We start from the raw sequence: 23396 nt of genomic DNA, 5'->3' as shown, positions 1-23396 counted from the left end.
GCCAATCGATGAAGTAGAGGGAATAATAACAGATTTATCAATCCCTCCGTTTAGCTGGTTAATAGACATTATGTGTTCTTTGAGCTAGTTCTTTGATGATATCAGGATAAATTTTTTCTAAGGTATAAAACCGTAATAATATAATGGTGATTGCGCTTAATACTAAGGGTGCATAAATAAATAATACTTGTAAAGTAGTTAATACACTTTCAGGTTGATTAGCAATATCTGTCGCAATATATCCTGCCATTCCTAATATCCAACCAATTCCTCCGGAAGCAATACCACTGCCTAATATCGCGCTAAAGCTTCCTCCACTATAGACTAGGCCATCATTTCTAATGCCAAATTTCCATTCGCCATAATCGATGGTATTGGCTAGCATAGAATATGCATTTCCCATAATAGGTGCAAAACCTGCTCCTCGTAAGATAGTTCCAATTATTGCAATATAGGTATCATGAGGTGCAATTGCCATGATAATACTACCTAATATAATGGTTGCCATACCAACAATTATAAATGTTAAACGGCTCATTATTTTTAAAATATAAGCTGAGCACATTAATACTACAACTAACGGTAGTGCAAAAGCCATATTGATTAAACCGATAAGTTGGCTATCGGCCAAAAGATATTTTGCGTAGTAAACACCCACACCATTGATTAGTCCTAAAATACTAAAACTTACTAACATGGTGAAGAACATTGTGACCCAATACTTATTTGCTAAAAGAGTTTTTAATGAAACACCAAGTGATGGCGCATTGTACTTAAATTGGTTAATTGGTTTAATCCGCTCTTTAGTATTAAAAAAAGTATAGAAAAAGGTAAAAATTAAAATTGCGGCATAAATTATCATGGTAAACTGCCAACCGCGTTCACCTCCACCAAAAAATTCGACTAAAGGTAGTGTAATATACGGAATGATTAACATGCTTGCAAAATAGCAAAGCATACGATAAGTATTTAATCGACTGCGTTGGTAAGAGTTTTGGGTCATTAATGCTGCTAGCGTGCCATAAGGGATATTGCTTGAAGTGTAAATAATCCAATGTATATTGAGCGTGATGGCAGCGAAAATTAATAATGCAAATTCACTCCAATTTTCTGGTGCACTAAATACCATTATCAAAGATAAACCAAATGGAATTGTCGACCATAAAATCCATGCTCTAGCTTTGCCATGTTTGCTTTTTGTTCTATCAACAATAAAACCCATAACGACATTAATCACAGCATCAAAAACACGTGAAAATAGTAGTACAGCTCCTAGTAAAGTAGCTGAAACTCCCACAATATCGGTATAATAGTAAAGCGCAAAGGTTCCAACGGTAACACCCGAAAAGCCTGTTGCAAAATCACCTAGTCCATAAGCGAGTTTTTCTTTAAATGAGATGTCATGGTCAGCCATATGACCATTGTTATCAATTACTGTTGTATTCATTATGATATCTCCAATGAATTTTCCATATTTAAATTACTGAAGATAATCGCCTATCTAAATTAAGGCTTTGATCATAAATAGTTGATGAAAGCCTTGATCATGATGATCATCTAACCTGATAGTTAAGTGACCTGATAGGCACGATTACCATTTTTCTGGAAAACATCCTTCATTTGAAAAAGAATTATTTTTACAGCTTAAAGTTCCATCACTGACGGCGATTGCCAAGCTATTTCCTAATTGATCATAACCACGAACGTTTAGCGCAGTACCATCTATGTATAAAGTAAATAGCGTATCATCAGCGATGATCTGTAACTCATATTCACGATCCGCTTCAAGATGAATAGGGCGCTCTAAACCTTTATTCATCACGCGATACCAAGGATAACAAGGGGTTTTATCGAAAGTTAATCGGTTATCAACAAGCGAAAAAATAAAATCATATGATTCGCCAGTATGTTTATCTTTCATCAAACGGATGGAAAAATCTCGAGTACCTTTACTGAATTTAACTGTCGTTGAAAAACGGAATGTTTTGCCTGTATTTTCAATTAATAATTGTTCTTGACGTGCGTAAGGAGAATTAATTGAAAAATCATCAATTTTTTGGGGATGAATAAAAGCATTCCATAAACTATCCACTACTTTTACACCAAGTGTATGATCAGCTTTTTGATAAACTTCATGAGGTACAAACGTTCCTGCCCATTGGAAATTTTTTAAATCATCATTATCTTCTTTAGTTGGTACCCAACCAAAAAGAATACGACGTTTACCGTCAAAGGCGGTTCTTGCTGCATAGTAAGCTCGCCCATCAAAAGCATCGTCGTCAGGGGTGATCCATGGACCTTCTAAAGATTGGCTCATGACGTAGCGAGTTTTACTTTGATCGCTATATTCGGTATAAATCAAATACCACCAATTTCCAATTTTGAATAAGTCAGGCATTTCAATCATGGTATATTTACCCGCTACCCAAAAATCACCTTGGAATTGCCAATTTTTTAAATCTTTTGATGTAAAAGCAACAACTCGACCAGATTGTTCTGTTTTCGGTCCTTTTAATCTTGCGCCTAGAATCAATAAATATTCTTGCTTTTCATCATTCCAAATTACCCAGGGATCTCGCCAATCACTAATGTCATAACCAGGTTGTGGTGTTAGTGTTATAAGTTGCGAGGATTTATGCCATGTTTTAAAATCGTCGCTCCAAGCATGTAATAATACTTGTGATGTTTTTCCCTCTTTCTCCCAATTGCGGTTGTAACCTGTATAAAAAGCATGTCCTTTACCTTCTGCTTCGAAGACACATCCAGCATAGATAAACTGATCGACATCTTGTTCACCACCTTTTTTAATAGAATCTCCCAAATTTTGGTAATTAACAAAATCAGTCGTAGTGGCAAGTGACCATCCAAACGGTTCACCAAAAGGGCAAGGGTTGCGATTGTCGCGTTGATCATAAAGATAAAAAACCCCGTCTTTTCCAAATGGCATAATATCGCCAACCCAGTAGCCTTTTGGTTGATAATGTAATTTTTGCATTTTTTACTCCTTTTATTTATATGTGAATAAATGACATTTCTTTGTCATTCACTTTTGAAATAATTTATTTCATTTCATGTCAACCGCGTCCATATGTCAACCGCGTCCACAATTAGAATGCAAAATTTGTGAGGGATATCACTTATTCCGAAGTGATTTTGTGATGAATGTCACTAAAAAATTTGATCTTAAAATTACAAATCAACTGAATGATTTACGTCATTATAAAAAGCATTATAATTATCTCGTTATAATATTAATGATAGTTAAAGGATGATTATGAAATTAAGCAGAGATGATGTTGCTAAACTAGCGGGTGTTTCCGCTACTACTGTTTCACGAGTATTAAATAATCGTGGATATATTAGTGCAACAACTCGTCAACGTGTGCAAGAAGCAATGGAAACGTTAGGATACTATCCTAATGAATTAGCACGTTCATTATCAAATAATAAAAGTAATTTAATAGGCTTGATTTTTCCAAGTTTAACTAATCCATTCCAAATGGAATTAATCAGTTATTTAGAAAGAATATTATCTCGCCAAGGTTATAAAATATTAATTTGCAACAGTCATCATAATCAGGAAGAGGAAAAAAATTTTTTATCGATGCTAAGGCGTCATCAGGTTGAAGGAGTCATAGTTAACTCTATGAATGAAAATTTAGCTGATTACCTAATACCCGATCTGAATATCGTATCGATAGATCGAAAAATAAATGAAAAAATACCTGTTATTTCATGTGACAACTATGCAGGAGGACTTCTAGCTAGCCAACATTTAATAAAAAATGGTTGTAAGAAAATTCTTTATATTGGTTCGATTACAAATGATAAACAAGTTGATATGGATGCTAATAAACGGTATCAAGCTTACAAAGATAGCATTCAAGTTGCAGGTCTTAAGTCAATTACACTTGATATGGATTTTTCAATTAGCTATGAAGAAAAATATCAGTTAATTAAAAAACGGTTACAGTCCCAAACTATTGATGGAGTATTAGCTGATGATTCATCAGCGATTGCAACAATTAATGCTGCGCGAGATTGTGGATTATCTTTACCTTCGCAATTACAAGTAGTTGGATTTGATGGTGCTGAATTAACTCTACAACATATGCCGTCTTTAACTACAATCCGTCAACCAATTCTACAAATTGCCCAAAATGCAGTATCGATACTGTTAGCAATGATTAATGGTGAACCCTATCAAAGCATAACTAATTTACCAATTAGCTTGTATCAAGGTTATGATAATTCATTTTAAGTGATTTTATATATAAAAAAATTCAACAAATAAATATTTATAAATCAATCGCATACAATAATTTATATAAAAACTTTAAATTTTTTTGAAATTATTTGGAACTTTTTATGATTTAGTCTGTCTATATATTCAGATTACGTTAATTCATTTTTTGCCTTCCACTCAATTTTTGAGTGGATTTTTTTTATCTAATGCTTTTACTAATTCAATTGCACGCTTTTCTAATATTCAAATAATCTACCTAAATAATTGATGTATGGAAACATATTGAAAAAAGATTAGTAGCGAGTTAATCTAGCCGATCTTAAATTTCAATTAAAATAGTGATATTTTTATCATTACCAAGCCTTTTTCCTATATTTTTATTTTTTGCATGTCCAATTTGACAACCAAATGATAGGGAAATGATTAACATATAAATAGTAGATGGAGAGTAAGAACTTTAATGTTATTTTCATTGAAGACAAGAGGGCATCTGATTGCTTTGATGACAGTGTTTCTCTGGGGAACCACTTTCATTGCCACTAAAGTATTGTTAATCGATTTTAAACCTATTGAAATCTTATTTTACCGGTTTGGGTTGGGTTATTTAACGCTTTGGATTTTAACGCCACGGATCTTTGCTTGGCAAGGTTTAAAACAAGAGTTGATGTTTTTGTGTGCCGGGTTTTGTGGTGTAACCTGCTATTTTTTATGTGAGAATATTGCCTTAACTTATACCACCGCCTCAAACGTAGGGGTGATTACCACATTAGCACCCGTGTTTACCGCACTTTTATCAATCTTCTTTTTAAAAACTGAACGGCCAGCTAAGCGATTTTATATCGGGTGTTTATTTGCAATCTTCGGCGTTGGATTAATAAGTTTAAATGGTAAATTTGTTCTGTCACTTAATCCGTTGGGTGATCTGCTTGCGGTAGGTGCCTGCTTGTTTTGGGCATGTTATTCAATTTTGACTAAAAAATGCAGTCATTATGGATACAATACGATTTTATTAACACGACGCTTCTTTTTTTATGGTTTAGTGATGATGTTACCAGCGTTGTATCTGTTTGATTTCAAATGGGGACTGGAGCGCTTCACGCACACGGCTAATCTTTTTAATATTCTATTCTTAGGCGTAGGGGCTTCGGCTATCTGTTTTGCTTCCTGGAATTATGCGGTGAAATTAGTTGGTGCAGTAAAAATTAGTATCTATCTGTATTTAGTTCCAATTTTAACCATTATTGCTGCAGTCGTTATTTTAAATGAGCCTTTTACTTGGATCGCGGCTATCGGTACGTTATCAACCCTCATTGGGGTATTGTTATCAGAAGGCAAAATTAGAATCAGCAAGCATTGATCTTATAAATCAGGTGAATCACTAAAAGGGGCTATTGCCCCTTTTTTGCTTATTTTAAGGTGTTATGCGTTTATCGATCGCTTCCATAATGATTTGACCGAGATGCGTATAGTTTTCATCAAAATGGTGACCACCAGGTAATTTATAAGCCTCTCCTTTCATCTCTGGCTGTAGACAACCGGTATCTTCTTTTTCTTCTTCACCATAGATGCAAAATAATTTATTTGCTGGAATCTGATTTACTTCCGGCGCGGTTTTCATTTCATCGCCAGATTGACCAAGCCAGCCACTTACTTCTATTTCGAAATTAGCGTCTTTTGAAAAGGCAATCATAATTAATGCTTGTACACTTTCTTGATCGTCTTTGGATAATCGATTGTATAGTGCAGGTAAGATATCACCACCAAATGAATAACCAGCTAAAATAAATTTATTAACGCCCCATTTATCCCGATATTCTTGCATTAAATGAGTAAGATCTTTAGCACTACGTTCAACTGAACGATGTTGCCAAAATAGTTTTAGTGCATCGACACCAACGACAGAATAACCATGAGAAGCCATATACTCTGCCGAAACCTTGTCTAAATCTCGCCAACCGCCATCACCTGAATAATAAAAAGTAACACTATTGGGATGCGATTGTTTACCTTTAGCGGGTAATTCTATTACTGGTAATGGTTCATGCTCACCAAATAAAATAGATGGTAAATGTAAACTTAACAGTTCAATTGGTGATGCTTGATATTCGCCAATTTTGGTGGTTACTTTAATCTGCTTTTGTTGTCGAGGAAAAATGGCAACTTGTTCATCTGGTGGATTATTCCAAATTACTTGCCATTCTCCATGGTTAGCCTGAGCGGGTAAAGGTGCATCACAATCTTTATGATCTAATGTAAATTCAATCGATAAAGCTTTGGCATCATCATTTTGTTGGGTTAACCACCGATAAGCAAAGGCGGCACCTTCTTGCATACCAGCAACCACAAACTTATCTTCATTTAAGACTTTTTGTGCTTGCTCAAAACGAGTTTGCTGCTTTGCACAACTTCCTTGCGGTTCTAATTCAAACTGTACTAATTTAGCACCTGTTGATTCAGATAAACTTAATAATTGATCAGCCGTAAAATGATTATCTTTAGTGGCAACAATTATAGCAGCAGCCTCAGCTGATTGTTTTGGGGTAGCCGATAAAATAGAAAAGTTTTGATTAATGGCTATGGTATTTACAGAAGCGGTTCGTTGGTTTTTATAAAAATACCAACCTACGACTATGCAAACTGCAATGAATACTAAAATCATAAAGAATAAAATATAACGTATGATATTTTTCATCTTATTTGTTCTTATTTTGAGTTAAATTCGTTTTACCGCCAGAAATTAACATAGTGGTGTCAATCAAGGCGACCAAAGGATCAAGTCCATTGGGAACCGCCATATAACGTGGTTCCCAATGAGTAGCAAATTTTTCTTTAAAGCGACGTAAACCTTGGAAGTTATAAAAACGTCCACCACGTCGAAAAACTAACGCCCCTAAGCGTTGGATCATTGGCGCACCACGTCGCCTTTGCATACCCGCAAGCGGGACCATCCCTAAACTAAAGTACTGATAGCCTTTTTCCTGATAATGTAGAATCAATCCTACCATCAAAAATTCCATAGTGGATTTAGGAATATCTTGTAAAACTCGCATTAAATCAATGGTTGCACTGTAGTTTTGATTGGTTTCGAGTAAATTCACAAAAGCAATAATTTTGCCTTGGTATTCAATAACTGCAATGGTGAAATTATCTAAATAAGATTTCGAAAAAGCGCCTAACGAAAATTTCTTTTCTTTTGAGTGTTTGTTTTTTAACCATGCATCCGAGACTATTTTTAGCTCATCAAGCGGTGCAGTACCTGGTGGATAAAATTTTAAACTAAGTCCATCTCGTTGCCCGCGATTCCAAGTATATCGAAGATCTTTATAACCTTTTGATGTTAAATCAAATTCATTTAAATTAACTAACGCTTCTTCACCAAGTTTGACCACTCTAAGCCCTATATCCATATAGAATGGTAAATTGTTTGCTCTAACTTGGTAAAAAACTGGGCGTAAATGGTGTTGATCACAAAGATCCCTAAATTCCCATATTAAATCTGCGCGCGCACTATCATTACCAATTGGATCATAAAGCGCAACCATACTTCTTCCTCGCCTTGCATACATGATAAAAGCGGTTTTTGATTGATTGAAAAGTAATGATTTATCACCACTCATCACTAATCCGCCTTCAGGTTGCTTCGAGTTGAGGATGATTTGATGGGCTTCGCTCAATTCTTCTTTAGTGGGAATGGTTAAGATGGGTAATGTCGGTTTGAAAGACCAAAATAACATGACACCACTTAATAATATAAAACTCCCTAATGCTGCACGCAAGGCACGAGGAACACGGCTATCTAATTCAAATTGCCACCATAAATTGTGACTATAAGGAATATCTTGATAAATAAATAAAATTAGCCAAACAAATAGGATAAGTAAGCCAAAAGTGATCACAAAGGATTTTAACGAAAAAGGCAAAATACTTATTCGGCTTTTACGATAAAAAGCGTGTCTAAAATAGAACAATGATATTGCTATCGATAATAAAGTAAAGGCTTCAATCCAATGTAAACCTCTTAATAATGAGCAGATACTACCTAATATCAACAAGATAACGGACAATCCCCAAGCAGAATAAAGTCGGCGACGTAATCCCATCGCTAGTAATAAACATAAAACACCAATTAAGCTAGCAGTTAAATGGGCAAAATTGACGATTTTGTTAGGAATGAAGGTGCTGACAAAATGATGATTGAATCCAGGGATGACACTTGAAAACATCATCACAACGCCAGCAAAGAATACCGAGGTGGCCATAATTGTTGCAGCAATGCCAGTATCGGTTTCTTTTACTTGTGGAACAGAAAGAAAGTTTTTACCTTCATTAATTAACAACAAAATTCCTGCGGGAATGATTGGTAATATAATATAAATTAATCGATAAATAACTAAAGCAATAGTTAATGATGCCGCACCAATTTGAGATGAAAAAGCGGCTAATATAATTGCTTCAAATATACCAACACCACCCGGAACATGACTAAGCACCCCTGCTACTAAAGCGAGAATATAAATCATGATAAAAACAATGAAATTTGGCTTATTCGGTAATAAGAAATAGAGGATCGCACCAGCTAAAATAGCATCTAGTAAGGTAATTAAAAATTGACTACTAGCTAAACGCCAGTTAGGTAAACGGATTTTCCAATGAAAAAATTGGTATAAACGCGTATCTTTATTTGGTTTTTCAGACAATCGATGAGCATATAAAAATAATAATACACCGGCATAAATGATAAATACTGCACTACATATTAACTCGATACTGATTACTGAAGTATGTAGTGCTATCGTGGTCTTTTCAATATGAATTAGTGCCGCGATTGATGCTAATAACGGTAAGGTAAAGCCTAATGAAAGAGTAACAAAAATTGACATCCTTGCTACATCTATAGTGGTTAATCCATATTTGAAATAGAGCCGACAACGAATGGCGCCACCTGATAATGCTGATAATCCGACAGCATTACCAATCGCCGAAGCACAAATACCGCCGACCGCAATTGTTGATAATTTTAGCTTAACACCTGCATAACGTGCGGCTGACCATTCATAGCAGATAAGCATAATATAACTAGCTAATGCTGATAAACACGAAAGTAAAATTGCATGGTAAGGAAGTTGGTGTAGAGCTGACCTTAAATCATTAATATTGATGGTTTTTAATAAATGCCAACACACTACCAGTGCAATACAAAAAATAGATAGTCCAAATAGTAGAGCGATGAATTGACGATATCGAGTGAAGCATTCTATAAGTTGCCATGGCAAAACTTTACGTGTTGATATTTTCACTTAATCAACTCCAGTTAGTTGCACTGATTATGAATTTTGATTAGCGCATTCTACCTCTCGGAATTAGTGAAAACAATCGAAAGAAATTAAAAAAAATATAAAAAAAACATTAAATACTAGGCATTTTTTAGTAAATGAGGCCAAACAGTCATTAATTATGATACCAATTTAGGATTAATGATTTTTTTTAATTGATTTTATTCATTTTTTATAATTAATTTCGTTGTAAAAATTATTAATTAAAAGGATAAATAGCGGTTGAGTTTTAACTGCGGTAATATAAACAATATTCAGGTTTTAATAAAATCTTACACTAAATTTTAATAAGCATAATAAAATGACTATATCACCCCAAACCACTCTTAATAACGTTAAAATGTATGTAAAGCAAAAGCTCTCCCATGATTTTTCTGGTCATGATATGGCGCATATTGAGCGAGTGGTTAAATTAGCCCAAAAAATTCTTAACCACCAGCCACAAGCAAATGCTTTTATTGTGTTGATGAGTGCTTATTTACATGATGTTATTGATGAAAAAGTTACAGAAGATGTTGATAGTGCCATAATTGAATTAAAAGAGTATTTACGCAGTTTGAAATTAACATCAGCCGAAATTAATGCTATTTTCGATATTATTGAAAATATGTCCTATCGAAAAAATCTTTCACAAAAAGCCACATTATCGCTCGAAGGGCAAATTGTTCAAGACGCGGATCGCCTTGATGCAATTGGCGCTATTGGCATTGGGCGCACTTTTTATTATGGTGGTAATAAACACAATATCATGCATGATCCCAATGTCCCACCTCGAATCAAACTTGATGAAAACAATTATAAACAGACCAATACCGTAATTAATCACTTCTATGAAAAATTATTTTTACTTAAAGATATGATGAATACTGACACCGCTAAACAAATGGCCGAAAAGCGCCATGAAATATTGGTTAAATTTGTCAATCAATTTGAACAAGAATGGCTTGGCATTGATTGATTTTATCCATCTATTATTTTTATTTAGATAGGTATTGGCGCACCAATTAGTGAAAGAACAATAGGTAATGTAATTAAACTTAACAAAGTACTCACCAAGGTTGCACTAGATACCAGTTCAGGATGAGTATCAAATTGAACTGACATTAAGGTCGTATTGGCTGCACTTGGCATTGCGGCTAAAACGATAAGAATTTGTTTATACATGGGTGACAGTGGCATAAAATAAACCATCGCAAAAGCCACTATTGGAGATATAACCATTCTTGCAGTTAAAGCAAATGAGAGCTTTGGGTAATCAAGTTGGGTAATTTTTATTTTAGCCAGCTGCATTCCGAGAATAATCATAATGATGACAATAGATGAGTCACCGATCATTCCAATTGAAGTCATAATAGATTTTGAAAGTGGAATGTGACAAAGCTGGAAAATAATTCCGGCAAAAGCACCATAGGCAACTGGCATTCTAATCACTTTTTTTATTACATCTTTTTGACTCACAATATCACTATGTGCACTGCCTTTAGCCGCATAATAAATACCAACGGTGCTCATAACAAATTGTTGTAACACCATCATAATGACACCTAAATCGAATCCAAGCGATCCAAAAAACACCAGTAATACTGGGGTGCCATAATTACCATTGTTCATAAAGCATGAACTTAAAATCAACGCACAACGCTCTTTTATCGAATAGCGCATAGCAATTGACCACATGCTGACAATAAATACCAAAGAAAAGCAGAGTCCAAAGATATAGGCAATATAGATAAAATAGTCACTGGTTAAGGTATGTGTGTAAAACGTTTTAAAAGCCAAAAAAGGTGAAAGCACATACAGCGACATTTTGGAAAGATTGGCGACATCAAACTTCAGAACTTTTTGGGCAATAAATCCTACAATAAAAATAGAAAAAATAGGAAATAAAATAATAAAAAATTGCATTGTGTTAACTTTTCGATAATTAGTTTATTGAATCTATAGCCAATACTATCGATTCGCGTAGTTTTTGACAGGTGTTATCATCAAGGGCTTTATTGTGTTTATCTGTTAGAATAAACAGATCTTCAATATGCTCACCAATTGTCGCTATTTTAGCACTACTCAACGATAAGTCTAACTTTGCAAAGACTTCACCAACACAAGCAAGTAATCCCGGTTTATCAAGTGCGATTAATTCCATATAAGTATCGTTAATTGAAGAGACAAAGTTAACTTGAGTCGGAACAGAAAATGATCGTAATCTTTGTTTAGTCGGCTTAATCGTCACACCTTTATAAACTGATTGATGAAGAACTTTATTTAAAGTTTGAATGATATCCTGGTGACGATTTTCAGGCACCACTTGCCCATTAGGTTCTAGTACAATAAAAGTATCAAGCGCAAATCCATTTTTATTGGTAATAATTAAAGCATCATGAATACTTAAATTTAGCATACTTAAAGCATTACATGCCGCTGCAAATAGGAAAGGTCTATCTGATGAGTAGATAATTATTTCCGTACCACCATGATAAGGATTTGGATTAATTGAAACGAGTGTTTGATTCAATTCATGGTTCAAAAGAAGCTGTACATGCCAAGCAATCTGTTCAGCGGTATATCGCAAAAAGTAGTCAACACGATAGCTTTGCCAAAAATGTTTAATGGATTGTTCATCGTAATTTTGTGCAAGCAATTGAGCTAATGCTTGCTGTTTATGTTGACGTGCAATACTGCGTTGTTCTGGTATTTGATGAATGCCAGAATCAAGCGAGCGCTTCGCTGTTAGATAAAGCTCACGCATTAAGCTCTGTTTCCAGCTATTCCACAAGGTTTCATTGGTTGCACAAACATCGGCAACCGTTAAACAAAGCAAATATTGTAATCGTCGTTTGCTTTTAACCAGTTGAACAAATTCACGAATAACTTCCGGATCTTGCAGATCACGGTTTTGGGCTGTTACTGACATCAATAAATGATAACGAACTAACCAGACAATCAAATCAGTATCTTTCGCATCTAATTCATGTAATTGACAGAAAGATTCCACTAATTTTGCGCCAATTTCCGAATGATCGCCATGCCGTCCTTTGCCAATATCATGAAATAATCCGGTAATAATAAGCAATTCAGGTTTTGATAATTTAGCCAATGCCATTGAACTATTTGGATGTTTTTGTTTGCCATCTTCTGAACGTAAAAGATCCAGTTCTAGCAATAAACGGATAGTATGTTCATCTACGGTATAAGCATGAAATAAATCAAACTGCATCATTCCTGAAATCTGTTGCCAACCGGGAATATAAACCGCCAGAATGCCATATTGATGCATGGGTAAAATGGCTTTTTTGATTGCATCAGGATGTTTGATGATCTTCATAAACAACGTTCTTGCCTCTGGCTTTTCACATAATAAATACGTGAGTTTTCGCCTTGCAGAACGGAGTTGTCTAATGGTATTAGAGTAAAGTCCGGTAATTTGAGGATTAAGTAAAAGCGTATAGAACAGCTTAAGAATCGTTACCGGATCATCAGTAAAAACACTATTATATTTAACATCAATAAGGTTATCTCTACTTTGGAAATGCTCATCGATATCATAAGTTTTATATTGTGAGTAACTTTTCAATATTGATTCATCAAATAACTGTAAAAGCATTTGATTGAGTTCAGTAATATTATGTGCTACCCGATAATAATCATGCATCATGTTTTCAACCGGGGCATTTCCTTCTCCACTATAACCTAACATTTTAGCGATGCTTAACTGGCGATCGAATAGTAGGCGGTTGTCATAGCGGTTAATAACACAATGCAGGGCAAAACGCATCCGCCATAAAAATTTGCGACAGGCTTTGAATTCTTCGACTTCCTCGGGTGTGAGATAATCAAAATGTCCAATTTTTTGCAAAAACTCTCCCCCAAAATGGCGAATAGCTAACCATTGGATAATTTGCATATCACGCAAGCCACCAGGACTATTTTTTAAATCGGGCTCTAAATTATAGGTAGTGCTATGATATTGCTGATGTCTTTCTTGTTGTTCCTTGATTTTTGCGCGATAAAACGCTGGCGAAGGCCAAATTTTATCGCTAAAAATCTGTGTTTGGAGCTCCTTAAGTAATGACTCACTTCCTGCAATCAATCTTGATTCAATTAAGTTTGTCATAATTGTGATATCATTTTTAGCTTCTTGCAGGCAGGTCTTTAATGTTCTGACGCTGTGACCAATATCAAGATGAAGATCCCAAAGTAAACGAACTAGATCACCTATCTGTTTTTCAAGCTCTTTGGTGAGTGAGTTATCACTTAGTATCAAAATATCGATATCAGACAAAGGATGCAGTTCACAACGGCCATAACCACCAACAGCAATAAGTGCAATCCGATTTTTTTTAAATAGCGATGAAATTTGTTCTGGAATTTGATAGTAATGCCATAAACGTTCAAGTAGCTGATCGATAAATTGACTACGCAGGTGTACTAAATCATCAATATCAGCATTATTTTCGAATTGAGTAATCGACCATTGTTGAAACGCATTGAGTTGCTGTTTTATATAAGGAACTGTGATTTGGTTATCACTAAAATTAAGCGGAGAGACAGAATAAAACAAATGCGCATTAGTCATAGTCATCATATCAAATTGAGATAATTCAATTGTCATATCGTCTCCCGATTTTAAAAGAGTGTCAAGTTAGAATACCTTTACTTTTAATTAAAGAGCATTTGCACCTTTTAAAATTGATTTTTGATTTTTTTGTAAAAATAATTGAGGAGTGTATACCGTTTGATAATATTTATTAAAGATACATTCACCTAATTCAAATGCTTTTTTACTCAGAATAAGTATTAATAACCTCATGAATTTTTCATTTCATACTTTATGAATAAGGTAAGTTAATACTTTGTGTAAAAATAATTGAGGAGTGTATACCGTTTTATAATATTTATTGAGGATACATTCACCTAATACAAATCCTTTGTTACTTAGAATAAGTATTAATAAATCATGACTTAGTTCATTTCATACTTAATGAATAAGGTAATTTGATACTTTGTGTAAAAATAATTGAGGAGTCTATACCATTTGCTGATATTTTATTTAATCTTAAGAATAGGGTAGATAAATTTGGAAGAACTAAATTACTTAAATTTATCAAAATGATAAATGTTTAGTTTGGCACTGATTGCGAATAATTAAACATAGCTTGCACAGTTTTATTTTTTCAATCCATGCAAGCTACTATTAATTATAATTTGAAATCACTTAAATCATCTTCGCTGATTTCTGAGTCAATCTGACCAACAAGATATGAGCTCATTTCTGCTTCTTGTGGTGCGACTTGTACGTTATCGGAAACAAGCCAATTGTTGATCCAAGGAATTGGGTTGGATTTTACTTCAAATGGTAATTTAAGCCCAACAGCTTGCATACGAATATTGGTGATGTATTCAACATATTGGCAAAGGATATCTTTATTTAATCCAATCATTGAACCACCTTCAAATAGGTATTCTGCCCACTCTTTTTCTTGATTGGCGGCCTGTAAGAAGAGGTCATAACAATCTTGTTCGCACTCTTTGGCGATCTCGGCCATTTCAGGATCGTCTTCACCACTTCTTAGAGTGTTGATCATAAATTGGGTACCAGTTAGATGAAGCGCTTCATCACGAGCTATCAATTTGATTATTTTGGCATTACCTTCCATTAATTCTCGTTCTGCAAAGGCAAATGAGCAAGCAAAACTTACATAAAAACGAATAGCTTCAAGGGCATTAACGCTCATTAAGCAGAGATAAAGTCGTCTTTTAAGTTCACGCAAGTCGATAGTGACGGTTCGATTATTGATAGTGTGTTTACCTTCACCAAATAGGTTGTAATAACTTGCGTAGCTAATTAGGTCATCGTAGTAACCCGCAATATCACCAGCTCTTTTTTGGATTTCTTTATTGGTAACAATATCATCAAACACTACAGAAGGATCATTGACGATGTTGCGGATGATATGCGTATAAGAACGAGAATGGATAGTTTCTGAGAACGACCAAGTCTCTACCCATGTTTCTAGTTCAGGGATAGATATTAGGGGAAGTAAGGCAACATTGGGGCTTCGTCCTTGTATTGAATCAAGCAATGTTTGATATTTTAAATTGCTAATAAAGATATGTTTTTCATGTTCAGGTAAAGCCGCATAGTCGATACGATCTTGTGAAACGTCGACTTCTTCTGGGCGCCAAAAGAAAGAAAGTTGTTTTTCTATTAATTTTTCGAACATTTCATATTTTTGCTGATCATAACGAGCAACATTCACTGGTTGACCAAGAAACATTGGTTCTTTAAGTTGATCATTATGGACGTGTGAGAAGGTGCTGTAATTCATACTCATAGTCGAACTCCTAATTTTGTTTACTTTTTCACTAAATATTCGGAAAAAGTAGGAATAGTAAGGATAACTTATCGCTATCCTTCACTTTTGTTATAGTGCTAAACAGGGCAATTAAATTTTACATGCTCCGCCTTCACAACCATCATCACTTGATGTGAGTTCAATATCACCTTGAATATCTTCAGCACCATCACGTGTATTATGATAATAAAGGGTTTTTACACCGTATTTATAAGCTGTTAGTAAATCAGCTAAAAGTTGTTTCATTGGTACTTTGTCATTCGGAAATTTGGTTGGATCGTAATTAGTATTTGCCGAAATTGATTGGTCAATGAACTTCTGCATAATGCCTACTAAATGCAGATAACCTGTATTATTTGGAATTTGCCAAAGTAATTCATATAAATCTTTTAATTTATTATATTCAGGTACAACTTGTTTTAAGATGCCATCTTTGGACGCTTTAATGCTGATATAACCACGTGGAGGTTCAATACCGTTAGTGGCATTGGAGATTTGGGATGATGTTTCAGAAGGCATTAATGCTGATAAAGTTGAATTACGTAAACCATGAGTTTTTATTGATTCACGTAAAGATTCCCAATCATAATGTAGTGGTTCTTTAGTGATTGTATCGAGATCTTGTTTATAGGTATCAATAGGTAAGATCCCTTGTGAATAAGTCGTCTCATTAAATAGTGGGCATGCGCCTTTTTCTTTGGCTAAGTTATTCGATGCTTTTAATAAATAATATTGCATCGCTTCAAAAGTACGATGCGTTAAATTATTAGCACTGCCGTCAGAATATTTAACGCCATGTTTTGCTAAATAATAAGCATAATTAATCACACCAATACCAAGAGTACGGCGATTAAGTGATGCGTTTTTAGCCGCAGGAACAGGATAATCTTGATAATCAAGTAATGCATCGAGAGCTCGAACTGTTAATTCGGCAAGTTCTTCAAAGTCGTCAAGCGATTCGATTTTACCTAAATTGAAGGCAGATAGGGTGCAAAGTGCGATTTCCCCTTTATCGTCATTAACATTATTAAGTGGTTTGGTTGGTAACGCAATTTCCATACATAAGTTAGATTGATGTACCGGCGCAAGTTGTGCATTAAACGGGCTATGCGTGTTACAGTGATCAACGTTTTGTATATAAATTCGACCAGTCGATGCGCGTTCTTGCATTAATAATGAGAAGAGTTCTACCGCTTTTACTACGCGTTTTCTGATATTAACATCTTGTTCATATTGATGATAAAGCGTTTCAAATTTCTCTTGATCGGCAAAAAACGCATCGTAAAGCCCTGGTACATCTGATGGGCTAAATAGTGTAATGTTTTCATTTTTAATGAGGCGTTGATACATTAATTTATTGATTTGTACACCATAATCCAGATGTCGAACGCGATTTTCTTCAACACCTCGGTTGTTACGTAATACTAATAAACTTTCAACCTCTAAATGCCAAATTGGATAAAATACGGTAGCCGCACCACCACGAACACCACCTTGTGAACAAGATTTAACCGCGGTTTGGAAATACTTATAAAATGGGATACAGCCCGTATGGAATGCTTCGCCACCACGAATAGAGCTACCTAATGCCCGAATTCGACCCGCGTTAATACCGATACCAGCTCGTTGAGAAACATATTTTACGATAGCACTTGCGGTGGCATTGATGGAATCTAAACTGTCATCACATTCAATTAGCACACAAGAACTAAATTGACGAGTTGGGGTACGAACACCTGCCATGATTGGCGTGGGCAGTGAAATTTTGAATGTCGAAACGGCATCATAGAATCGTTTGATATAATCTAGTCGACTATTTTTAGGGTAATTCGCAAATAGACATGCTGCCACTAAGATATATAGGAATTGGGCGCTTTCATAAATTTCCCCAGTCACTCGATTTTGAACTAAATATTTACCTTCAAGTTGTTTAACCGCTGCATAAGAGAAGTTCATGTCACGCCAGTGATCGATAATTTTATCCATTTGTTCAAACTCTTCTTGGCTATAATCTTCAAGAAGATGTTTGTCATAACGTTCGCTGGCAACAAGTTTTTTTACATGTTCATAAAGCGGTGGTGGGGTAAATTGGTTATAGGCTTTTTTACGTAAATGGAAGATGGCTAAGCGCGCAGCTAAGTATTGGTAATCTGGTGCATCTTGAGAGATGAGATCTGCTGCTGCACGAATGATTGTTTCATGAATGTCGGAAGTGCGAATACCATCATAAAACTGAATATGTGAACGTAATTCAACTTGAGAAACCGATACATTATCTAAACCTTCAGCAGCCCATGTAATTACTTTGTGAATTTTATCTAGATTAATAGGTTCTTTGTTTCCATCACGTTTTGTGACTAGTATTGATTTATTCATTTTCCATCCATTTTTGTGGTTTTTAATGGTGATTATAATAATTGATATTTATCAAAATATACAATATATAGTGCCTATTAATCATTTTATTACTATATATAGTGTGTTTAATAAGCGGTGATCTTTAATTTATTGACGAAAATCAATGACTACGGGTGATATTTAGAAATATGAACTTTTTTGTCAAAAAAAGGCAATGATAGGTAGTTACTTACCAAATGAGATATTGGGGAATGATAAGATCTACCTATCTATAATTACAACTCGAAATTCATATCATAAATATGAATCTATTTCGTTTATTGAGCTATATATTTAGCAATATATTATTCATTTTTATCTTGAGATTTGCTTTTATAATGCTATCTCCCAAATATAATTTTAATTAAATATGCTTAAGAACTAGGATAAGCCTTTGCTAAGGATCTCTCATTTACCTATCAGTGAATCAATTTTTTAGGTATATACAACTTTACCAAAAACTTTGTTTAAACATGCATGATTTAGTTTGATCAATTTAATATCAGTCAACATGTTTGCTCAAGCAAGAACTTTTGGTAACTATTAATGTATTCAATCTAATTCTTTTTGTAGCGCTGATTTGTGCTAGCTTTATTTTGTGCTTCCAACCAAGCCAGTTTCTCCGAGTAATTTTTCTCAGCACCCCGTTGTGTTGGATGGTAATATTTGCTGTCGGCCATTTCTGGAGGAAAGTAGTTTTCACCAGCTGCATAGGCATTAGGTTCATCATGTGCATAACGATATTGTGCGCCATAACCTAAATTTTTCATTAAACTGGTTGGCGCATTGCGTAGGTGTTCTGGAACATCATAGTCAGGTTTGGATGTTGCATCTTTCATCGCTTGGTTAAATGCAAGATAAACCGCATTACTTTTAGGTGCACATGCTAGGTAAACAATTGCTTGTGCGATAGCTCGTTCGCCTTCTGCTGGTCCAACTCGAGTAAAACAGTCCCATGCTGCTAAAGCGACTTGCATTGCTCTTGGGTCGGCATTACCGATATCTTCTGATGCAATAGCCAATAATCGACGAGCGACATATAGCGGATCTCCACCGGCGGAAATGATTCTTGCATACCAATAAAGTGCTGCATCAGGTGCAGATCCTCTAATTGATTTATGAACTGCCGAGATTAGGTCATAATAACGGTCACCTTGATTATCAAATCTTGCACTACGTTCGCCGATGACTTCTTTTAGTAATTCAGGCGTTAATGGTTTTCCATCAGACATATCAACCAGCAATTCAAGCGTGTTGAGTGCGCGTCTTGCATCACCACCAACAAATTCGGCAATCTGTTTTCTGGTTTCCTCAAGTAGCGTAATTTTTTGGTTGCCATAACCACGTTCCGGATCATCCATCGCTTGTTGTAAAATTTGCTCAATATCTTCATTAGTTAATGATTTAAGCAGATAGACTCTGGCACGGGATAGTAGTGCTGAATTTAACTCAAAAGAGGGGTTTTCTGTGGTAGCACCAATAAAGGTTACTGTACCATTTTCGACATAAGGTAAAAAAGCATCTTGTTGGCTTTTATTAAAACGATGAACTTCATCAACAAATAAAATGGTTCTTACTCCGGATTGTTGATTAATTTTGGCGCGTTCAATCGCTTCGCGAATATCTTTAATCCCTGAAGTTACTGCTGAAATTCGTTCTACTTTGGCATTAGCATGATGCGCAATAATTTCTGCTAAAGTGGTTTTGCCGGTTCCGGGTGGTCCCCAAAGGATCATAGAATGTAAATGACCTGCTTCAATTGCTTTAGGCAGGGGTTTATCTTTACCAAGTAGTTGGCTTTGACCTATATATTCAGATAAATTACGTGGACGCATCCTTGCCGCTAAAGGTTTAAATTCATCTGACCCAAATTCAAAAGAGAGACTAGGCATGCTACATCATCCAAATTTACAAAATACAATTATTATATACTGCTTAACTGATAAGTGAAAAAGAAAAGAAAATATCTTTCACAGCTAACAGAAAAACGGTAATATTTTGAACTAAATTAAAATGATTGTTTAATTTATTGTATTAAACAAAATGCATAAGGATTGGTAATGAAGAAGTTTTTAATTTTAATTGGGTTAATTACAAGCTGTGCAGCATGGGCTGGTGATAAAGAGGTGTTGCAAGAGCGATTAGCTAAAATTGATGGGTTTTATGCTCGATTTTCACAAGATGTGAAAACAGCCGATAAACAACCAGTTCAACAAGGTAAAGGTGATTTGTGGGTAACAAGGCCTTATTACTTTAATTGGACAATGACTGAGCCAGACGAGACGTCAATCATTTCAGATGGGCGTAACATGTGGGTTTATACTCCTGCCGTTGAACAAGTTAGTGTAATGAGCTTAAAAAAATCGGTGGATAATCGTTTAATGCTTTTGATTACGGATAGTCATAATCCTATTTGGAATGCATATACTGTTACACGTAAACAAGACTCTTTTACATTGAAACCAACTGATGGTTCTAACCAAGATTTTGTTATTTCTGTTTTGCCTACTGGGATGATTTCAAATTTTACGATTATCGAGGAAGATGGTCAGCGTAGTTTTTATGATTTATCTCGTCAAACCCTAGGTAAGGTAGCACTTGATAAGTTTAAGTTTACTCCACCAGCTGGAGTAACGGTTGATGATCAGCGTTAATAGTTTAAACAATAGTTAATTATTTAACTTTTGCGAATTAATACACTTTGCGTAATGGCGCAAAGTGTATTGCCTTTAATAGAATCTACTAATTTTCATTAATACTAATAACGGGGTTATCTGAAAATAGATAGTGATCTCGTTTTGTTTCAAAATCTTCGCTAGCAGCATCAAATAACATTTTTTTTGTGTTCTCTAGATGTTGCCACATGGCTAACTTAGCCGCTTTTGGATCACGATTAATTAGCGCATCTAATATTTTGTCATGTTCATCCCACCAGCTTTCAATGTCTTGTTGTTGTACATGTTCATGAAGTTTTTTCCATAATGGGTTTAATGTTCTTTGCTGCCAAGCTTCTTGAACGATAGTAATTAAAGCGGTATTCCGTGTGATCATGGCAATCTGTGTATGGAATTTTAGATCCCAATCAGAATCACGATAATGATCTTCTTTTTTAGCATTATGTTGAATTTCTAATAATTTGACGATGTCGTCTTTAGTAATTTGTGTTGCTGCAAATTCGGCAATGTTACTTTCAATAAGTTGGCGGGCTTGCAATAATTCAAAAGGCCCTGTCGTAGAAAAATTTAATCCTTTCTGTGAGGTTAGAATATTGGTCTGTAAACTATTAGCTATAACATGAATTCCAGAGCCTTTTCTTGCATCAACATAACCTTCAACTTCAAGCATAATAATAGCTTCACGGACAACTGAACGACTTACTTTTAGTTCTTCACATATCAATCTTTCAGATGGTAATTTGCTTCCTACTGGATAAATGCCGTCAATAATTCGGTTTTTAAGTTCAGTTGCGATAACTTGATAAAGTCTTTGATACTCGTGCTGTTCTTGGGTCATGATGAATTTTGCATAAATCCTTTAAGTTTTTTTAGACTTTTAAAATAACATCTAATTGCTTCAAATTAAATAATGTTGTTCCAATTTTTTTAATTAAATTTTTTAGTTACAAACTTTTTAGTTTAAAAAATATCCCTTTAATTATTAGGGATATAGTTCATTTTTGTGATGTATGTCAACTTTTTTAGTTGTCAGGCATGTTATTATGCGCCAAAATATCTATATATTTAGGAGCAATTAAAGATGTACAAAACGATAAAAAACCTACGATGGTATATGATAGCATTAGTCACTGTAGGGACAATTCTTGGTTATCTTACGCGAAATTCGATAGCGGTAGCCGCCCCAGTTCTTAATGAAGTAATGGGGTTAACAACGCAGCAATATTCATATGTGGTAGCTTCTTATTCAGCTTGTTATACCATTATGCAACCAGTTGCCGGATATATTTTGGACTTGTTAGGCACGAGAGCGGGATATGCGGTTTTTGCTATTTTGTGGTCAGTATTTTGTGTTAGTACCGCATTTTCAGGTAGTTGGATCGGACTGGCTTTTGCTCGAGGTGCTGTTGGTGCAACAGAAGCCGCAATGATTCCTGCGGGACTTAAAGCGACTAGTGAATGGTTTCCGGCAAAAGAAAGGTCGATCGCGGTTGGTTGGTTTAATTTAGGTTCATCAGTGGGCGCCATGATCGCACCACCATTAGTTGCATGGGCAATTTGGTTCCATAGCTGGCAATGGGCATTTATATTGTGTGGTTTATTAAGTTTTATTTGGGGAATTTTTTGGTTAATCCTTTATCGTCACCCTACAAAACAGAAACGTCTTTCTGAAGAAGAGAAAAAATATATTTTATCTGGTCAAGAAGCAAGTCATCAAACTTCAAATAATGAAAAATTACCAGCGAGTAAAATTTTAACCAGCCGCCGTTTTTGGGGAATTGCTTTACCAAGATTTTTAGCAGAGCCTGCATGGGGTACCTTTAATGCGTGGATTCCATTATTCATGTTCACAGCTTATGGTTTTGATTTGAAACAAATCGCTATTTTTGCTTGGATGCCAATGCTTTTTGCTGATGTTGGATGTGTTCTTGGTGGTTATATGTCACCATTTTTCCAAAAACATTTTAAAGTAAGCTTAATTAATTCAAGAAAAATGGTAGTGACGGTTGGTGGTGTGCTTATGATTGCACCTGGTCTGATAGGTCTATTTTCAAGTCCTTATGTCGCTATCTTTTTATTCTGTATTGGTGGTTTTGCTCACCAAGCATTATCAGGGGCATTAATTACTTTATCGTCTGATGTATTTGGCCGTAATGAAGTGGCAACAGCGAATGGATTTACCGGCATGGCTGCATGGCTAGCTAGTACTATTTTTGCACTTATTGTTGGTGCACTTGCTGATACTGTTGGCTTTAGTCCTTTATTTGTAATTTTATCTTGTTTAGATCTTTTAGCTGCCTTAGCGGTTTGGACTATTTTGAAAGAACCATCATCAGATCAAAATTAATCAATAAATTAATAAGATTACAGGATGTATTTTCCTGTAATCTTT

15 protein-coding genes are annotated in these 23396 nt (G+C 35.0%); 5 read left to right on the top strand and 10 right to left on the bottom strand.

Translation table 11 applies throughout. The features are described 5' to 3' along the window. Positions 1 to 58: 58 nt before the first annotated feature. Both J3U00_RS05755 and J3U00_RS05750 read right to left on the bottom strand, forming a co-directional pair. Entirely contained in the window at positions 59 to 1447 is a 1389-nt protein-coding gene (locus tag J3U00_RS05755; RefSeq protein ID WP_081303387.1) for an MFS transporter, read from the bottom strand. Between the two features lie 144 nt (positions 1448 to 1591). Continuing rightward, entirely contained in the window at positions 1592 to 2995 is a 1404-nt protein-coding gene (locus J3U00_RS05750) for a hypothetical protein (RefSeq protein ID WP_267331838.1), read from the bottom strand. Between the two features lie 279 nt (positions 2996 to 3274). Between J3U00_RS05750 and J3U00_RS05745 the strand changes: the two genes are divergently transcribed. Both J3U00_RS05745 and J3U00_RS05740 read left to right on the top strand, forming a co-directional pair. Continuing rightward, positions 3275 to 4261, top strand: coding sequence for a LacI family DNA-binding transcriptional regulator (locus tag J3U00_RS05745; RefSeq protein ID WP_267331837.1), 987 nt, complete (start codon positions 3275 to 3277; stop codon positions 4259 to 4261). A gap of 445 nt (positions 4262 to 4706) precedes the next feature. Then, positions 4707 to 5603: a DMT family transporter gene (locus tag J3U00_RS05740; protein ID WP_267331836.1), complete on the top strand. Its 897-nt coding sequence runs from the start codon at positions 4707 to 4709 to the stop codon at positions 5601 to 5603. Between the two features lie 54 nt (positions 5604 to 5657). Here the strand turns inward: J3U00_RS05740 and J3U00_RS05735 are convergent, their stop codons facing one another. Further along, entirely contained in the window at positions 5658 to 6938 is a 1281-nt protein-coding gene (locus tag J3U00_RS05735) for a virulence factor family protein (RefSeq protein WP_267331835.1), read from the bottom strand. Position 6939: 1 nt separating this feature from the next. Further along, positions 6940 to 9543: a bifunctional lysylphosphatidylglycerol flippase/synthetase MprF gene (gene mprF, locus J3U00_RS05730; RefSeq protein ID WP_267331834.1), complete on the bottom strand. Its 2604-nt coding sequence runs from the start codon at positions 9541 to 9543 to the stop codon at positions 6940 to 6942. Between the two features lie 337 nt (positions 9544 to 9880). Here mprF and J3U00_RS05725 point away from each other — a divergent pair, with 337 nt between their 5' ends. After that, entirely contained in the window at positions 9881 to 10537 is a 657-nt protein-coding gene (locus tag J3U00_RS05725) for an HD domain-containing protein (protein ID WP_065734728.1), read from the top strand. A 23-nt stretch (positions 10538 to 10560) separates the two neighbouring features. Here the strand turns inward: J3U00_RS05725 and J3U00_RS05720 are convergent, their stop codons facing one another. From J3U00_RS05720 to J3U00_RS05700, 5 genes are all read right to left on the bottom strand, one after another. Beyond that, positions 10561 to 11484: an AEC family transporter gene (locus tag J3U00_RS05720; protein WP_267331833.1), complete on the bottom strand. Its 924-nt coding sequence runs from the start codon at positions 11482 to 11484 to the stop codon at positions 10561 to 10563. A gap of 19 nt (positions 11485 to 11503) precedes the next feature. After that, the gene (gene glnD, locus J3U00_RS05715; RefSeq protein WP_267331832.1) at positions 11504 to 14188 is read right to left on the bottom strand and encodes a bifunctional uridylyltransferase/uridylyl-removing protein GlnD; all 2685 of its coding nucleotides are present in this window, start codon (positions 14186 to 14188) and stop codon (positions 11504 to 11506) included. 586 nt (positions 14189 to 14774) lie between these two features. Beyond that, positions 14775 to 15905, bottom strand: a complete 1131-nt coding sequence (gene nrdB, locus J3U00_RS05710; protein WP_065563756.1) for a class Ia ribonucleoside-diphosphate reductase subunit beta — start codon at positions 15903 to 15905, stop codon at positions 14775 to 14777. Positions 15906 to 16022: 117 nt separating this feature from the next. Beyond that, positions 16023 to 18308 (bottom strand): class 1a ribonucleoside-diphosphate reductase subunit alpha, encoded by a 2286-nt coding sequence (nrdA, locus tag J3U00_RS05705; protein WP_267331831.1) that lies wholly within the window; start codon positions 18306 to 18308, stop codon positions 16023 to 16025. 578 nt (positions 18309 to 18886) lie between these two features. Beyond that, positions 18887 to 20221, bottom strand: a complete 1335-nt coding sequence (locus J3U00_RS05700) for a replication-associated recombination protein A (protein WP_065563670.1) — start codon at positions 20219 to 20221, stop codon at positions 18887 to 18889. 168 nt (positions 20222 to 20389) lie between these two features. Here J3U00_RS05700 and lolA point away from each other — a divergent pair, with 168 nt between their 5' ends. Continuing rightward, positions 20390 to 20983 (top strand): outer membrane lipoprotein chaperone LolA, encoded by a 594-nt coding sequence (gene lolA, locus J3U00_RS05695; RefSeq protein ID WP_220225662.1) that lies wholly within the window; start codon positions 20390 to 20392, stop codon positions 20981 to 20983. An 88-nt stretch (positions 20984 to 21071) separates the two neighbouring features. On the opposite strand, the gene exuR is transcribed toward lolA, so the two are convergent. After that, positions 21072 to 21842: a transcriptional regulator ExuR gene (gene exuR, locus J3U00_RS05690; RefSeq protein WP_267331830.1), complete on the bottom strand. Its 771-nt coding sequence runs from the start codon at positions 21840 to 21842 to the stop codon at positions 21072 to 21074. A 243-nt stretch (positions 21843 to 22085) separates the two neighbouring features. Between exuR and J3U00_RS05685 the strand changes: the two genes are divergently transcribed. Next, positions 22086 to 23351 carry an MFS transporter gene (locus J3U00_RS05685; protein WP_065734723.1) on the top strand — a complete coding sequence of 422 codons (1266 nt, stop codon included), beginning with the start codon at positions 22086 to 22088 and terminating at the stop codon, positions 23349 to 23351. The last annotated feature ends 45 nt before the right edge of the window (positions 23352 to 23396 follow it).

The sequence above is a fragment of the Gilliamella sp. B3127 genome (genome assembly GCF_026536935.1).
Taxonomy (GTDB): Bacteria; Pseudomonadota; Gammaproteobacteria; order Enterobacterales; family Orbaceae; genus Gilliamella; species Gilliamella apicola_E.
Note: the sequence above shows the minus strand (reverse complement) of the source record. Positions and strands in the feature narration are given on the sequence as shown.

What these genes read in the sequence shown, in the direction of transcription:
- J3U00_RS05750 (WP_267331838.1), bottom strand. Translation starts at nt 2,995, where the DNA reads ATGCAAAAATTACATTATCAACCAAAAGGCTACTGGGTTGGCGATATT.
- J3U00_RS05735 (WP_267331835.1), bottom strand. Translation starts at nt 6,938, where the DNA reads ATGAAAAATATCATACGTTATATTTTATTCTTTATGATTTTAGTATTC.
- nrdA (WP_267331831.1), bottom strand. Translation starts at nt 18,308, where the DNA reads ATGAATAAATCAATACTAGTCACAAAACGTGATGGAAACAAAGAACCT.
- J3U00_RS05700 (WP_065563670.1), bottom strand. Translation starts at nt 20,221, where the DNA reads ATGCCTAGTCTCTCTTTTGAATTTGGGTCAGATGAATTTAAACCTTTA.
- nrdB (WP_065563756.1), bottom strand. Translation starts at nt 15,905, where the DNA reads ATGAATTACAGCACCTTCTCACACGTCCATAATGATCAACTTAAAGAA.
- J3U00_RS05720 (WP_267331833.1), bottom strand. Translation starts at nt 11,484, where the DNA reads ATGCAATTTTTTATTATTTTATTTCCTATTTTTTCTATTTTTATTGTA.
- J3U00_RS05745 (WP_267331837.1), top strand. Translation starts at nt 3,275, where the DNA reads ATGAAATTAAGCAGAGATGATGTTGCTAAACTAGCGGGTGTTTCCGCT.
- exuR (WP_267331830.1), bottom strand. Translation starts at nt 21,842, where the DNA reads ATGACCCAAGAACAGCACGAGTATCAAAGACTTTATCAAGTTATCGCA.
- J3U00_RS05685 (WP_065734723.1), top strand. Translation starts at nt 22,086, where the DNA reads ATGTACAAAACGATAAAAAACCTACGATGGTATATGATAGCATTAGTC.
- lolA (WP_220225662.1), top strand. Translation starts at nt 20,390, where the DNA reads ATGAAGAAGTTTTTAATTTTAATTGGGTTAATTACAAGCTGTGCAGCA.
- J3U00_RS05755 (WP_081303387.1), bottom strand. Translation starts at nt 1,447, where the DNA reads ATGAATACAACAGTAATTGATAACAATGGTCATATGGCTGACCATGAC.
- J3U00_RS05740 (WP_267331836.1), top strand. Translation starts at nt 4,707, where the DNA reads ATGTTATTTTCATTGAAGACAAGAGGGCATCTGATTGCTTTGATGACA.
- glnD (WP_267331832.1), bottom strand. Translation starts at nt 14,188, where the DNA reads ATGACAATTGAATTATCTCAATTTGATATGATGACTATGACTAATGCG.
- J3U00_RS05725 (WP_065734728.1), top strand. Translation starts at nt 9,881, where the DNA reads ATGACTATATCACCCCAAACCACTCTTAATAACGTTAAAATGTATGTA.